14 protein-coding genes are annotated in these 14523 nt (G+C 57.7%); 3 read left to right on the top strand and 11 right to left on the bottom strand.

The window, feature by feature from the left end:
* Positions 1-27: 27 nt before the first annotated feature.
* The 7 genes from rnc to rpoZ all read right to left on the bottom strand — a co-directional run bounded on the left by rnc (position 28) and on the right by rpoZ (position 5921).
* Positions 28-747 carry a ribonuclease III gene (rnc, locus tag K290_RS0119075; RefSeq protein ID WP_028753426.1) on the bottom strand — a complete coding sequence of 240 codons (720 nt, stop codon included), beginning with the start codon at positions 745-747 and terminating at the stop codon, positions 28-30.
* Entirely contained in the window at positions 744-1490 is a 747-nt protein-coding gene (gene lepB / locus K290_RS0119080) for a signal peptidase I (RefSeq protein ID WP_028753427.1), read from the bottom strand. The genes rnc and lepB overlap by 4 nt, the downstream gene beginning before the upstream one ends.
* A gap of 115 nt (positions 1491-1605) precedes the next feature.
* On the bottom strand, positions 1606-2010 hold the full coding sequence (gene acpS, locus K290_RS0119085) for a holo-ACP synthase (RefSeq protein WP_028753428.1): 405 nt from the start codon (positions 2008-2010) through the stop codon (positions 1606-1608).
* Between the two features lie 39 nt (positions 2011-2049).
* Positions 2050-2637: a DUF2062 domain-containing protein gene (locus K290_RS0119090; RefSeq protein WP_028753429.1), complete on the bottom strand. Its 588-nt coding sequence runs from the start codon at positions 2635-2637 to the stop codon at positions 2050-2052.
* A 228-nt stretch (positions 2638-2865) separates the two neighbouring features.
* Entirely contained in the window at positions 2866-3015 is a 150-nt protein-coding gene (locus tag K290_RS36300; protein ID WP_065091588.1) for a DUF3563 family protein, read from the bottom strand.
* 177 nt (positions 3016-3192) lie between these two features.
* A complete protein-coding gene (locus K290_RS0119100) occupies positions 3193-5418 on the bottom strand; it encodes a RelA/SpoT family protein (RefSeq protein WP_028753430.1) in 2226 nt (741 codons plus the stop codon).
* 98 nt (positions 5419-5516) lie between these two features.
* The gene (rpoZ, locus tag K290_RS0119105; protein WP_028753431.1) at positions 5517-5921 is read right to left on the bottom strand and encodes a DNA-directed RNA polymerase subunit omega; all 405 of its coding nucleotides are present in this window, start codon (positions 5919-5921) and stop codon (positions 5517-5519) included.
* Between the two features lie 311 nt (positions 5922-6232).
* Here rpoZ and K290_RS0119110 point away from each other — a divergent pair, with 311 nt between their 5' ends.
* Positions 6233-6814, top strand: coding sequence for a LabA-like NYN domain-containing protein (locus K290_RS0119110; RefSeq protein WP_028753432.1), 582 nt, complete (start codon positions 6233-6235; stop codon positions 6812-6814).
* A gap of 63 nt (positions 6815-6877) precedes the next feature.
* Here K290_RS0119110 and smpB read toward each other — a convergent pair whose 3' ends face one another.
* Entirely contained in the window at positions 6878-7357 is a 480-nt protein-coding gene (smpB, locus tag K290_RS0119115) for an SsrA-binding protein SmpB (protein ID WP_028753433.1), read from the bottom strand.
* 141 nt (positions 7358-7498) lie between these two features.
* Positions 7499-8383: a 4-hydroxy-tetrahydrodipicolinate synthase gene (gene dapA / locus K290_RS0119120; RefSeq protein WP_028753434.1), complete on the bottom strand. Its 885-nt coding sequence runs from the start codon at positions 8381-8383 to the stop codon at positions 7499-7501.
* A 218-nt stretch (positions 8384-8601) separates the two neighbouring features.
* On the opposite strand from dapA, the gene K290_RS0119125 reads away from it, so the two are divergent.
* Together K290_RS0119125 and K290_RS0119130 are read left to right on the top strand one after the other, a co-directional pair.
* Positions 8602-10656: a lytic transglycosylase domain-containing protein gene (locus K290_RS0119125; protein ID WP_028753435.1), complete on the top strand. Its 2055-nt coding sequence runs from the start codon at positions 8602-8604 to the stop codon at positions 10654-10656.
* 84 nt (positions 10657-10740) lie between these two features.
* Positions 10741-11628, top strand: coding sequence for an alpha/beta fold hydrolase (locus K290_RS0119130; RefSeq protein WP_028753436.1), 888 nt, complete (start codon positions 10741-10743; stop codon positions 11626-11628).
* Between the two features lie 131 nt (positions 11629-11759).
* Here the strand turns inward: K290_RS0119130 and K290_RS0119135 are convergent, their stop codons facing one another.
* A complete protein-coding gene (locus K290_RS0119135; RefSeq protein ID WP_028753437.1) occupies positions 11760-12854 on the bottom strand; it encodes a porin in 1095 nt (364 codons plus the stop codon).
* A 474-nt stretch (positions 12855-13328) separates the two neighbouring features.
* Positions 13329-14390, bottom strand: coding sequence for a porin (locus K290_RS0119140; RefSeq protein ID WP_028753438.1), 1062 nt, complete (start codon positions 14388-14390; stop codon positions 13329-13331).
* Positions 14391-14523: the final 133 nt, after the last annotated feature.

The raw sequence follows: 14523 nt of genomic DNA on the forward strand, positions 1-14523 counted from the left end.
TTTTCCGTCATTTCTAGGCAGTCATTTTCATTTCTGAACAGGCTGGGGCTGCCATATACCTTCGCGCTCCAAAATCCGTGTCGCAGCCACCTGCTCGGCGGCGCGCTTGGAGCGCTCTATACCAGTCTCGGGCGCGGTTCCCGTCACTTCTACCGTTACCGTGAAACGGGGATCATGATCCGGTCCGCTTCGGTCATCAACCCTGTAAACGGGCGTGACGCCGAATTTCGCGTGCGCCCACTCCTGCAATTCCGTCTTGGCATCGCGTCTTGCGCCATCGGGACGGATGGCGCGGCGCTCCCAATAACGCAGAATGAATTTGCGCGCCACTTCGAGGCCGCCATCAAGATAAAGGGCCGCGATCAGGCTTTCCACCACATCGGCGCGCACGTTCAGCATGCGCTTGCCGGTGAGCTTCTTCACATCGGCGCCCGTGCGGATGAAGAGATGCAATTGCATCTCGTCGGCAACTTCGGCGCAGGTCTCGGCACTGACAAGCTGATTGAGGCGCACCGACAGTTCGCCCTCGGTCGCCGCGCCGAAGGTTCGAAAAAGAAGTTCGGCGATGCACAGGCCGAGAACCCGGTCGCCGAGAAATTCCAGCCGCTCGTAATTGCCGGCTTTGTGGGTGCGGGCGCTGGCATGCGTCAGAGCCCATTCGAGGCGCCCCTTCTCGGCGAATTCGTGGCCTATTGCGGCTTCAAGCCTGACACGATCCGCCTGCGGGAGCGTCTGCGTCTTCGTCATTCGACAACCTTGAAGAGGCGGTCCCAACGCATGTTGGTCGGCCATTTCCAAATTTCGCGGAACGAGGTGTCGTGACCGAGCGAGAAGAAGATGACGCTGGCACGACCGATCAGGTTCTCAGCCGGCACATAACCCACGTCGAAACGGCTGTCGTCGGAATTGTCGCGGTTGTCACCCATCATGAAATAGCTGCCCGGAGGCACGACATATTCCTGCGTGTTGTCGCCGCGCGACGTCTGCGACAGGTCCAGTGTATCGTAGACCTTGCCGGTATCCGGCAGGCGCTCGCTGTAAACCGGGATATCGTCGCCCGGCTCCTGGCTGTAATCCGAGGCGAAGGTTCCGTGCGGCTCACGCGGAACAGCCTGACCGTTGATGTAGAGAATATCGTTCTTCACTTGAATACGGTCACCCGGCAGGCCGATGACGCGCTTGATATAATCGACATCCGGATTCGGCGGGAAACGGAAGACCACGACATCGCCCCGCTTCGGTTCGCTGCCGAAGATGCGGCCGCTGAACAGATCCGGCGAGAAAGGCAGAGAATATTTGGAATAACCGTAAGCGAACTTATTGACGAAGATATAGTCGCCAACAAGAAGCGTGGGCATCATCGAGCCGGACGGAATGGTGAAGGGTTGAAATAGTACCGTGCGGATGATCATGGCCAGGACCAGAGCCTGTACGATGACCTTTATGTTTTCCCACAGGACATTCTGCTGTTTTTCGGCTTTCTCGGACACGCAGTCTTATTCCTTTTTCGCACCCCACCGGCGCACTTCACTTTCAGGCACTCTCTATCCGCTTCATACCACGGCGGCAATGGTGCAGGTATTAAAAGCGACACATGGTCGTCATTCAGCCCGCAATCGGCAGCGCTTCGATGATCACAAAGGCTTGAGCGAGAGGAAAATCATCGGTTATCGTCAAATGAATGGCGGCGCGATGATTTTCCGGCAGCATTGCGGCCAGTCTTTTGGCGGCGCCGCCCGTCAACTGCATGGTCGGCTTGCCGCTTGGCAGATTGACGACGCCCATATCGCGCCAGAAAACGCCTTGCGCCAGACCGGTGCCCAGCGCCTTCGAGCAGGCTTCCTTGGCGGCGAAGCGCTTGGCGTATGACGCAGCCTTGTTCTTGCGCCCTTCGGATTTTGCGCGCTCGATATCGGTGAAACAGCGTTCGGTGAACCGTGTGCCGAAGCGTTCGATCGACTTTTCGATACGACGGATGTCGATGAGGTCGCTGCCTATCCCGATGATCATGAGAAAGCCCTCCAGCCGGCCGCTACGACGTTGCGTCCGTCAAACGCTCGATGCGTTTTCGGCAAGGGCCAGCCGTTCGCGTGCCCGCTCCATAAGCCGGGCCTTGCGGCGACTCTTGAAACTCTTCACCCCGTAGTAGGTCAATGCATAGACCACGACGCCCGTGACGATTGCCGGCGGAATGCCGCCGATCAGCATCGGCTTCAGGATAGGGTCCCAAAGCTGCAGGAGATCGCCCTTATGCCAAAGCGCCGGCAGATCGATGCCACCACTCTGGCCGCTGCTGTCGCGCGCCAGGATCAGATGACCGATTTCCCAGGTGAGACCCCAGATGAAAGGATAGGTGATGGGATTGCCCGCGGCCAGGCAGCCGAGCGCGGCCGCGATCACGTTGCCGCCTATGACATAGGCGATGATGATCGCCATGATGAAATGCACGCCGATGAAGGGTGTCCAGGACACGACGATGCCAGCGGCAAAGCCCGCTGCCACCGAATGCGGCGAAGCGGCAAGACGCACCAGGCGTTTTCCAAAATATTGGAACGAACGAACGAAACCCTTGCGGGGCCAAAGGTGCTCCCGCAATTTTTCCCTCAAGGTCAGTGGTTTTCGGCGGCGAAATAACATGCGGCTTATCTAGTGCAGGGAGGGCCGTCATGACAAGGGCGGCGAAGCATATCATGCATCGATTATCCGACCGCGAGGCCGATGCTCTCCAGAGTGCCACATGTTCAACGAACAGGAACAGGCGCTCTGGCTTTATTGGACTCGGAACATCCTGTCTGCCTTAGGCGGAATACTCTTAGGGCGCGGCAATAGGCACGCCCCTTCCCATTTTGGAAGTATTGTCAGTGATTAACGCTGACGGAACAGGCCGCGATCGACCTGACGCTGACGATATTCAAGATCAAAACGGTCATGCGAGCCATTCAGATAGGCCATTTCACGTTCTTCAGCACTCGGAACCCGAAAGGCGCGGGCGACTTTCTTGATAGGACCAAACATTGTCTTCTCTCATCTCTGTTTCGTTTCTTCGATGACCAGAAGATAGGCGTGACAAAGGTTAATTACCACAGCTCGAAAATAGAAGCAGCCATGCAAATGGCGCATGCCTTGACCTCAACTCGGGCAATTATGATCATAAAATAATCACAAACTATGCAATCTCGCTGCAAAAGCTAATTATTCGTAAAGCCGCTTCACGGTAGCGATGCAATCGAGTTCCTTGAGCTGCACCAGGAGCTGGTTGAGCTGGCGCAAATCCCAGACTTCGACATCCAGCGCCATCTCCGTAAAGTCGGCGGCAACGCGCACCGTATTGAGGAGACGGATGTTGACGTCGATATCGGCGACCGTCTGCGCGACCTTGGCGAGCGTGCCGGGCTCGTTCAAAGCGTTGATCAGGATGCGGGCGGTGAAGCGGGACTTGTTGGCCTCATCCAGATCCCAGCGCACGTCGATCCAGCGTTCCGGCTGGTCGTCGAAACGCTGCAGGACCGGCGACTGGATGGGATAGATGGTGATGCCCTTGCCCTTTTCCATGATCCCGACGATGCGATCGCCGGGAACGGCACCGGTCGGAGCGAAATGCACCTCGACATCCGCCGCCAGGCCGCGGATCGGCAGGGCATCCACACCCTCGACGCTGGCGGCGAGATCCGCCTTGGTCTTGCCGGGGATCTTGAAGATCATACCCGCGGCGCTACGGACGTTGAACCAGCCTTCGTCGCCGGCGGGCTTGATCGTGACGCGCTCATCCTGGTGGTCGGGATAGACGGCCCGCAGCACGTCGAGCGACGACATCTCCCCTCGCCCGACGGCAGCAATCGCGTCCTCGACATCCTTCTGGCCGAGGCGATGCAGCGCGGGCTTCAGCGCTTCGCGCGAAAAGACCTTACCGGCGCGCTCGAAGGTGCGCTCCAGAATGCGATGGCCGAGGCCGGCATATTGCTTGCGAATGGCGAGGCGGGTTGCGCGGCGGATGGCGGCGCGCGCCTTGCCGGTTACGACGATCTCTTCCCAGGCCGCCGGTGGCACCTGTACGCCGGAGCGGATGATCTCGACTTCGTCGCCATTGGAGAGACGCGTCACCAACGGCATGATGCGGCCGTTGATCTTGGCGCCAACGGTAGTATCGCCGATATTGGTGTGTACGGCATAGGCAAAATCGATCGGGGTCGCGCCGCGCGGCAGGGCGATCAACTTGCCCTTCGGCGTGAAGCAGAAGACCTGATCCTGAAACAGTTCCAGCTTGGTATGTTCGAGGAATTCTTCGGGGCTGTCGCCTTCCGCCAGCGCCTCGATGGTGTGGCGCAGCCAGGAATAGGCATTGCTTTCGCGCGACAGCAATTCACCATCACCATTGTTGTTGGTGCCGTCCTTATACAGCGTATGGGCAGCAATGCCGAACTCGGCGATCTCATGCATGCGCTTTGTGCGGATCTGCAGCTCGATGCGCTGGCTGGACGGGCCGACAATGGTGGTGTGCAGCGAACGATAATCGTTCTGCTTCGGCGTGGAAATATAGTCCTTGAACCGACCTGGCACGACGCGCCACCGCGTGTGCACGATGCCGAGCGCGCGATAGCACGAAGGAACGTCATCGACGAGCAGGCGGAAACCGTAGACGTCGGAGAGCTGCTCGAAGGAAAGCGACTTCGACTGCATCTTGCGGAAGACCGAATAGGGCTTCTTCTGCCTGCCCTTGACCATGGCGTTGGCGAGGCCATTGGCGACCAGCAGGTCGCGCAATTCCGTCTCGATCTTCTTCACCAGGCCTTCGTTGCGCCGTGACAGTTCTTCAAGGCGCTTGGTGACTGTGTCATGCGCTTCCGGATTGATGTGGCGGAAGGAAAGCTCCTCCAGCTCTTCACGCATGTCCTGCATACCCATGCGGCCGGCAAGCGGCGCATAAATATCCATCGTCTCTTCGGAAATGCGGGCACGCTTCTCCGGCGACATATGGTCGAGCGTGCGCATATTATGCAGGCGGTCGGCCAGTTTGACCAAGAGCACACGGACATCGTCGGAAATGGCCAGCAGCAGCTTGCGGAGATTCTCTGCCTGCTTTGCCTTCTTGGTGACGAGATCGAGCTTCTTGATCTTGGTCAGGCCTTCGACGAGGCGGCCGATATCCTCGCCGAATAACTCATCGATTTCAGCCCGCGTCGCGGTCGTATCTTCGATCGTATCGTGCAGGAGGGCGACGGCGATCGTCGATTCATCCAAACGCATGTCTGTCAGAATGGCGGCAACTTCGAGAGGATGGGAAATATAGGGGTCGCCGCTGGCACGCTTCTGCTGCCCATGCTTCTGCATCGCATAAACATAGGCTTTGTTGAGAAGCGCTTCATTGGCATCGGGCTTGTATTTCTGCACACGCTCGACAAGCTCGTATTGCCGCATCATTCCCAAGCTACTCCCGCAAAATAAAAGCGCGCCAGTCTACGACCGGCGCACGCATTACTTCATCATATCGCTCTTGGTTAGAGCATCAAGCGCGACGATCAGTAATCGTCGCTTTTTTCTGGCGGAACAAGACCTTCGATACCGGCGAGAAGCTCTTCTTCCGACATCTGGTCGAAGGTAACGGCTTCCGGCTGATCTTCTTCCTCATCGCCCGAAGCCGAAGCGGTGCCGCCGGCAGCCAGGAGGCTTGCCGGATCGGGCTCGGGCTCATCGACCTCGACGTGCTTCTGCAGCGAGTGGATCAGATCTTCCTTCAGATCGTCGGGAGACAGCGTCTCGTCGGCGATTTCGCGCAACGCGACGACGGGGTTCTTGTCGTTGTCACGGTCGATGGTGATCGAGGAACCCTGCGAAATCAGGCGAGCACGATGGCTGGCAAGCAGCACGAGTTCGAACCGGTTTTCTACTTTATCAATGCAATCTTCTACTGTGACACGGGCCATTGCCTGTCCTTTGCGGTCGTGATGTCGTCATCATGTCTCGGAGTAGCACGCCCGATACAAGCAAACGATGGCAAATTCAAGTTTTTCCTGCTTCAGGGCTCCCAATCCCTCCACAATGCGCTAAAATTCATTAGACAAATTACGTATTCAACCTTTGGTTGCTTGGAATATCATAAATCGTGCCCTAAATCTCGTTTATATGAATAATTCATAAAGTAATACGAATTATTCTTGGGCGTCATACAAGACATTGTTTTGACTGCATTTTGGATAAAAGTAATTGCGTTTTGGTAACAATGGATATGTAAGCGATGTTCGACCCACGCGAAAAAATTGCACTTTTTATAGACGGCGCCAATCTTTACGCTGCGTCGAAAAGTCTTGGTTTTGATATCGATTATCGCAAGCTGCTAAAGGCCTTCCAGAAGCGGGGATATCTGCTTCGGGCTTATTACTATACCGCACTTATCGAGGACCAAGAGTATTCCTCGATCCGCCCGCTCATCGATTGGCTCGACTACAACGGCTACAAGGTCATTACCAAGCCGGCGAAGGAATTCACCGACTCCATGGGCCGCCGCAAGATCAAGGGCAACATGGACATCGAGCTGGCAATTGACGCCATGGAGCAGTCAGAAACCGTCGATCATCTGGTCATCTTTTCCGGCGACGGCGATTTCACCACCCTGGTGGAAGCATTGCAGCGCCGCGGCCGCAAAGTTTCCGTCATCTCCACGATGGCTACACAACCGCCGATGATCGCCGACGACTTGCGTCGCCAGGCGGATCACTTCATCGACCTTGTATCGCTGAAGGCCGAAATCGGCCGAGACCCTTCCGAGCGCCCGCAGCGCCCGGTTGAACCAGCGCCTGCCGTCGAAGTCGACGAATAATCGAAGAAGTGCGGAGCTTCATCTCGCCGGTGCGGACGAGATAAAGCTTCGCATTCGCTTATCTCACCCATTATCCTTGAGCAGCCGGTTCTTCTGCCGGTTCCAATCGCGTTCCTTCTCGGACTCGCGCTTGTCGTGGATCTTCTTGCCCTTGGCGAGAGCCAGCTCCAGCTTGGCGCGGCCGCTATCGTTGAAATAAATCTTCAGCGGGATCAGCGTCATGCCCTCGCGATTGACGGCGGAGCGCAGCCGGCCGATCTCGCGGCCGGAGAGCAAAAGCTTGCGGCGGCGGCGCGGCTCATGATTGAAGCGGTTCGCCTGCAGATATTCCGGCAGATAGGAATTGATCAGCCAGATCTCGCCGTCCTCATCGGAGGCATAGGATTCGGCGATGTTGGCCTTGCCTTCGCGCAGCGATTTGACCTCCGTGCCTTTCAGCACGAGCCCTGCCTCATAGGTATCGATGATCTCGTAGTTGAAGCGTGCCTTGCGGTTTTCCGCAACAATCTTCTTCACCACGCGTTGGCTGCCTTTGGGTGCCATGATTCTTCTTCTTTTTCGTACGTCAATTCCGGCAGCGGTCACCGGCCCGACAAGGTTTCAAACCTTAAATAAGCGAGACCGCCCTCCTTGTGAAGAGAGCGGTCTCGACAGGGGCATTTCGTGAGCGCGCTGGTGTTGCCGTCAGTCCAACAGACCGGCATGACGCATGGCAGCGTCGATCGCCGCCTCGGTGCTAGGCTCCAGTGTCGAGAGCAGCGGCGAGCGCACATTGCGGCTCATCCGGCCAAGGCGGGAAAGACCGTATTTCGCGCCGCAGACGCCGGGCTCCATGAAAATCGCCTTGTGCAGCGGCATCAGGCGATCCTGATAGTCCAGTGCCTTGGCATAATCGCCGGCAAGCGTTGCCGCCTGGAAGTCGGCACAAAGGCGCGGCGCGACATTGGCGGTCACCGAGATACAGCCGACGCCGCCATGGGCGTTGAAGCCAAGGGCCGTCGCATCCTCGCCGGAAAGCTGGCGGAAGTCACGGCCGCAGGTGATGCGCTGTTCGGAAACGCGTTCGATCTTGCCGGTTGCATCCTTGACGCCGACGATATTGGCATGCGCATTGGCAAGCGCGCCCATCGTCTCCGGCGTCATATCGACGACCGAACGGCCGGGAATATTATAGATATAGATCGGCAGCTTCACCGCCTCGGCCACGGCCGAAAAATGTGCATAAAGCCCCTTCTGCGTCGGCTTGTTGTAGTAAGGCGTAACGACCAGAACCGCATTGGCGCCGACTTTCTCGGCATGCTGGGCAAGCTCGATCGCTTCGCGGGTATTGTTGGAACCGGCGCCGGCCATGACAGGGACGCGCTTGCCTGCCACCTCGATGCAAATCTCGACGACGCGCTTGTGCTCATCATGCGACAGGGTCGGCGATTCACCCGTCGTGCCGACGGGAACGAGCCCGCTGCTGCCCTCTTTGATCTGCCAATCGACATGGGAAGCGAAGGACGCTTCGTCCACCTTGCCGGCGTCTGTGAAGGGCGTAACGAGTGCGGGAATGGACCCCTGGAACATGCAAGTCTCCTCGCGGCGCCGCTTTCATGCTTCAGCCGCAATCCATGGTTATGAATCCGCGCACCATAAAGCGCCCACTTGACGGCGACAAGCGCGCTTTCGATGGTAAAGGGCAGTTTCCGATATCATAATTGATTGAAATTCGGGTCAACAGTAAGGTTTCGTTAATATAAACTTCGGCAAATGGAGGGGGCCTGGTTTTTGTTGTGAGTAGCCGGATGAAAAGACCTATGATGATCTTGACCGCTATGGGCGTGGCGGTCGCGTGGAGTGCTTTGGCCTCACAGCTTCCCGGCGAACAGACGACCATCCCCGAAACGACCGATGTGGCGATGACCATACCGGATCCGTTGAATACCGGATCGATCCCGCGCGGCTCGGCCATAGCCCCCGTCAGCGGCGATTTGAAAGCCGGCCTGGATGCCCTTTCCAGTAAGAATCCGATGCAGGCGCTCGCCATCCGCAATGGCATGAGCCAGGGCACGCTCGATCGCCACATTCTGACCTGGGCAATCGCCACCTCTAGCCAGCCTGGCGTTCCGTCCGGCGAAATCGCCGCGGCGGCGCGTGAACTCGCCGGTTGGCCGGGTCTTTCCAGCCTGCGCGGTAATTCCGAACGCGCGCTTTACGCTGAAAATCCGCCCGCCGATCAAGTGCTTGCCGCCTTTGGCAATACGCAGCCAGAAACGCCGGAAGGCGCGGTCATCCTGTCACGCGCCCTGGTTTCGCGCGGTGCATCGGCGCAAGCTGCCAAGCTTATCCGCAAGATCTGGCGTAACGAAGGACTCGATAAGTCCTTCGAAGACAAGATCCTTGCCGAATTCTCCAGCCTGCTGTCGCCTGCCGATCATAAGGCGCGGATGGACTATTTGCTTTATCGCGGCCGCACCGCGCAGGCGAAGCGTTTCGGCGACCTCTGCCGGGCGCAATCGCTCTACAAGGCCTGGGCAGCCGTCAACAATCATTCCGCCAATGCCGGAACTTTGCTTGCCAATATCGATTCGCAATGGCGAAACGACCCCGCCTATCTGTTCATGCGGGTCGAGAACCTGCGTCGTCAGGATAAATATGACGATGCCGCCAATCTCCTGATGCAGATACCGCGCGACCGCAGCGTACTCGTTAATGCCAGCCAATGGTGGGACGAGCAGCGCATCGTCAGCCGCGGCCTCGTGGATCAAGGCGAATTCAAAACTGCTTATCGCATCGTCGACGCCAGCGTCGCCGAGAGCGCGCAGGATATCGGCGAGGCGGAATTCCATGCCGGCTGGTATGCGCTGCGAGGGCTGCAGGACGGAGCGACGGCCGCAACGCATTTCCGTAAAATTCTGCAGGTGTCGAACGGTCCGATCTCACTGTCGCGCGCCTGGTATTGGCTCGGCCGCTCCGCCGAAGCCGGCGCCCCCGGCAAGGCGACGGATTTCTATGCCAAGGCAGCCTCCTATCCGAGCACCTTCTATGGCCAGCTCGCGGCCGAAAAATTGGGCCGCCGCACGCTGAACGTCACCTATCCATCGCCAACGACCGAAGACCGGGAACGCTTCCAATCCCGCGAAGCGGTCCAGGCTATCGCACATCTCGAAGCGGCAGGTCACGGCTGGCGGGCTGACGCCCTTTATCGAGCACTGGCGAAACAATTGCAGAGCCCCGGCGAGATCGCCATGCTGGCGGCGCAGGCCGAGCGCTCCGGCAATCACCAGCTTTCTTTGCAGGTCGGCAAGATCGCCTATGGCCGGGGCGTCGATGTCGCAGCGCTTGCCTTCCCGATCGGCGTCATTCCGGACAACGCCAATATCTCCGGTTCCGGCAAGGCGCTCGCCTACGCCATTGCCCGGCAGGAGAGCGCCTTCAACCCGGCAGCGATCTCGTCTGCCAATGCGCGCGGTCTGCTGCAGCTTCTGCCGAAAACCGCCAAGGCAGTCGCCAGCCGTCATGGCATTGCCTATTCCGCGGACAAGCTGACGCAGGATGCCGGCTACAACGCGACGCTGGGCGCCCATTACCTCGGCGAGCAGATCGACGCCTTCGGCGGCTCCTACATTCTGACCTTCATCGCCTACAATGCAGGTCCGAACAAGGTTCCGGAGTGGATCAGCCGCTACGGCGACCCGCGTGGCAAATCGATCGACGATGTCGTCGATTGGATCGAGCGCATTCCCTTCCCCGAAACGCGCAACTATGTCCAGCGTGTCATGGAGAATTATCAGGTCTACAAGGCCCGGCTGGGCCAGAAGACCGATATCGAGCACGATCTGATCTACGGACGCGGCTGAGCTCCCTGCCCGCACAAGCGCGATTGTTCAAGACAAAAAAATCGCGTTACATCCCTCGTGAAACGCCATTCACGAGGGCTATCCATGCACAATGACAATGAAAGCGGCTTTGTCAGCAGAACGATTTCGGCGCCGGACGGGCTAAGGCTCTACGCACGCGATTACGGCGACGATTCAATCTCGGGCCTGCCGCCGGTAGTCTGTTTGCCGGGTCTGACCCGCAACTCCCGGGATTTTCATGATTTGGCGCTGCTTCTGTCGCGTGATCCGGTGGCGCCGCGCAGGGTGATTACGCTCGATTTCCGCGGGCGCGGCCTATCGGCCTGGGATGATGAGAAAAGCCACTACAATCTCGCCGTCGAGGCCCAGGACGTGCTCACAACCTGCGCTGCGCTGAATATACCGAATGCCGTCTTTATCGGCACGTCGCGTGGCGGTCTCGTTCTGCATCTGCTGGCCGCTAGCCATCCCGATATTCTCAAGGCCGTCATTCTCAACGACATCGGTCCCGTTCTGGAAAAGGAAGGGCTTGTCGATATTCGCGATTATCTGAACCGCGGCAGGAAACCAGCCAATTGGGACGAAGCTGTCGAGATTCTGCAGGAGAATCATAGTCGCGCTTTCACGGCGCTCACGGACGACGATTGGCGCGAGATGGCTCGGGCGATCTATACGCTCACTGATGGCAAAGTCGTCGCGGATTTCGATCCTGTTATCGCCGCACAGATGAAGTCGCTCGATTTCGAAACGCCGCTGCCGGATCTCTGGCCACAGTTCGAGGCGTTTCGAAATATCCCGTTGATGGTGGTTCGAGGGGAGAATTCCAAACTGCTGACGACAGCCAGCCTAGAGGAGATGGCACGGCGCCATCCCGGCATGACGACAAAGATTGCTATCGGGCAAGGACATGCTCCGATTTTGCATCTTGGGGATATTCCGCTCGCGATTCGGCATTTTCTCGCAGCCATCTAAGCTCCCGCGCGGCACCATCGACATGCACAGCGCAAAAAGAAAAGGCCCGGTTGGGAAAACCGGGCCAATCCCTTTCTGATCGGAGGTCAGATCAGAGTGTAAGTTTTGCCAATTCGGCTTTGAAAACCGAATTAGAAGCTGCGCTGGAAGCGGAGGATACCAGCCCACTGATCCTGGTTTACAGAATCGAAGTTGGTGTAGGTAACTTCCGGCTCGATGAGCAGGTTCTTAACCGGGTTGAACTTCAGGTTCGTCGTGGCTTCGAATATCTTGGAGTCGGTGTAGGCGAGCTGCACGTTCCACTTCAGCTTGTCGCTGATCTTGTAGCCAACGCCACCCCAAACAGCCCAGTCACCCCAGCCGCAGAGATCGCCACGGCCAACCGGGCAAGCAGATGCGTTCAGGTTCGAACCGGCGTACTGGTTGAGCTTGTCGCCGTCGGTGTTCCAGCCGCCCATCAAGAAGGCCGTGAACGCGCCGAAGTCAGCGTCGACGCGAGCCTTGATAGCGCCTTCTTCGACGATCGAGTCGTAACCGCCGACGATCTTGAAGCCGAAGTTGCCAGCCTTATAGCCAACGCCGGCAACGGCGTTCGGTGCATAGTGGTCAGCCTTGGACTGAACCCAAGCGCCGCCGTAGGAAGACGTATCCGAACCGGAGTTGGAGTCTTCGAGCGAGACGACAGCCGTGAAGCCGTTGCCTGCATCGTAGTTGTAGGTGATCTGGTTGAGTTCGTACGGGCCGTCATAGACCACGTCGTCGTTGATGACGTCGCCGGCGTATCCTGCGAACAGGTTGTACTGCGAGTCCTGCTTACCAACCAGGAAACCGCCGAGGCTGATGTTAGCCCAGAGCAGCTTGGTGGTCGTTGCGTTGCCGTCGTTCCAGTCGAAACGGTAGACGGTGTTGGTCTTCAGCGGACCGTATTCGGTGTCCGTTGCAGTGTCGACGCTGAGCTGAGCGCGGGTGTGCCAGTAGGTGCCGCGGTCGCCGCCCGGACCCGGATTGTAGGCATTGTACCAGCCGCCTTCGGTACGGACCATGCCGCCGATCTTGAGGCAGGTTTCGGTGCCCGGAATGAAGAAGTAGCCAGCGCCATAAGCGTCGCAAATGCGGACGTATTCAAGCGGCTCCGGCTCAGCGGCGACGACGGCATCGGCTGCATGAGCACCGGAAACTGCTGCCAGCGCAGCAGCGGAGCCGAGAAGAAGGCTCTTGATGTTCATAATAACTCCAGTTCTAAATATCGATTAGGTATGAGAATTCGCGCCGAGAAATCGACGGGCCCTACCCCACCCCGTGTTCAAAGTTGACCCCTGATCTGGGAGAACCAAGACGAGAAGTCTTGCTTCCGATTTGGGAACCTACAGATCGAATTTTTCAGAGCAATATCAGAGACAAACTATAATCATATGTGACGCTCGTTTCGAATCTCGCGTTGCACAAAAATCACGTCGCAAAACTGTCACACAGTTGCCGCGGTCAAAAATCGAACTCTACTTGGCATTACTCTGCGCAAGAACTCAGATCGTAAATCTATATTAGGTTCAGCACATTATAATTTTAGGATATTCGAAATATAATTCCTCGTTGTTCGATGCACCGGAGATCGGCTGTCCCGAAATGCAAAAAGCCCGGCTCGAAAGCCGGGCTTTTCGTCACCAATGTGACAATCAGATTCTGACCGAGGTCAAATCAGATTAGAAAGTGCGCTCGAAGCGGAGGATACCAGCCCACTGGTCTTCGTTGATCGAATCCCAGTTGGTGTAGGAAACTTCCGGCTCGATGAGCAGGTTCTTGACCGGGTTGAACTTGAGGTTCGTCGTAGCGGCGAAGATCTTCGAGTCGGTGTAAGCGAGCTGCAGGTTCCACTTCAGCTTTTCGTTGATCGGAACGCCAACGCCACCCCAAACTGCCCAATCGCCCCAGCCGATACCAGCAGCGTCGCCGCCACCGTTCGAGCCAGCGTACTTGTTCAGCTTGTCGCCGTCCGTGTTCCAGCCGCCCATGACGAAGGCAGAGAGAACGCCAAAGTCAGCGTCGATACGAGCCTTGATAGCGCCTTCTTCGACGATGGAGTCATAACCACCGACGACCTTGAAGGACCATGCGCCAGCCTTGTAGCCAGCACCGGCAACGACGTCCGGAGCATAGTGATCCGAGCTGTCTTCGCCGTTAGAGCCATGTGCGCCAACGCCAGAATTGCTGTCTTCCAACGAGATCACAGCCGTGAAGCCGTTGCCGGCGTCGTAGTTGTAGGTGATCTGGTTGAGTTCGTACGGGCCGTCATAGACCACGTCGTCGTTGATGACGTCGCCAGCATAACCAGTGAACTGGTTGAACCAGGAGTCCTGCTTACCAACGCTGAAGCCGCCGAGGCTGATGTATGCCCAAAGAAGGTTCGTGCTCGTGGAGCCGCCTTCCTGCCAATCCCAACGCAGGATGGTGTTCGTCTTCAGCGGACCGTATTCGGTATCGGTCGCGGTTTCGACGTTCAACTCAGCACGGGTGTGCCAGAGCGTGCCACGAACGTTGTTCGGGTTGTAAGCGTCGTACCATTCACCTTCCGAACGAACCTTGCCGCCGATCTTGAGGCAGGTTTCGGTGCCCGGAATGAAGAAGTAGCCCGCACCGTATGCGTCGCAGATGCGAACGTATTCGAGCGGCTCCGGCTCAGCGGCGACAACAGCGTCAGCCGCGTGAGCACCGGAAACTGCTACAAGCGCAGCAGCGGAGCCGAGAAGAAGGCTCTTGATGTTCATTATTGACCTCCAGTCAAAGTTTCAATCGAGAATGAGAACTACCCGAAGGCATTCCCTGCCCCATCCTCGTGTTTCAAGAAGTGGACGATCAATCGCCCTCGCTTCCGAAATTGAAAATACAAGACGCGAACTG

Source organism: Rhizobium leucaenae USDA 9039 (assembly GCF_000426285.1).
Lineage (GTDB): Bacteria > Pseudomonadota > Alphaproteobacteria > Rhizobiales > Rhizobiaceae > Rhizobium > Rhizobium leucaenae.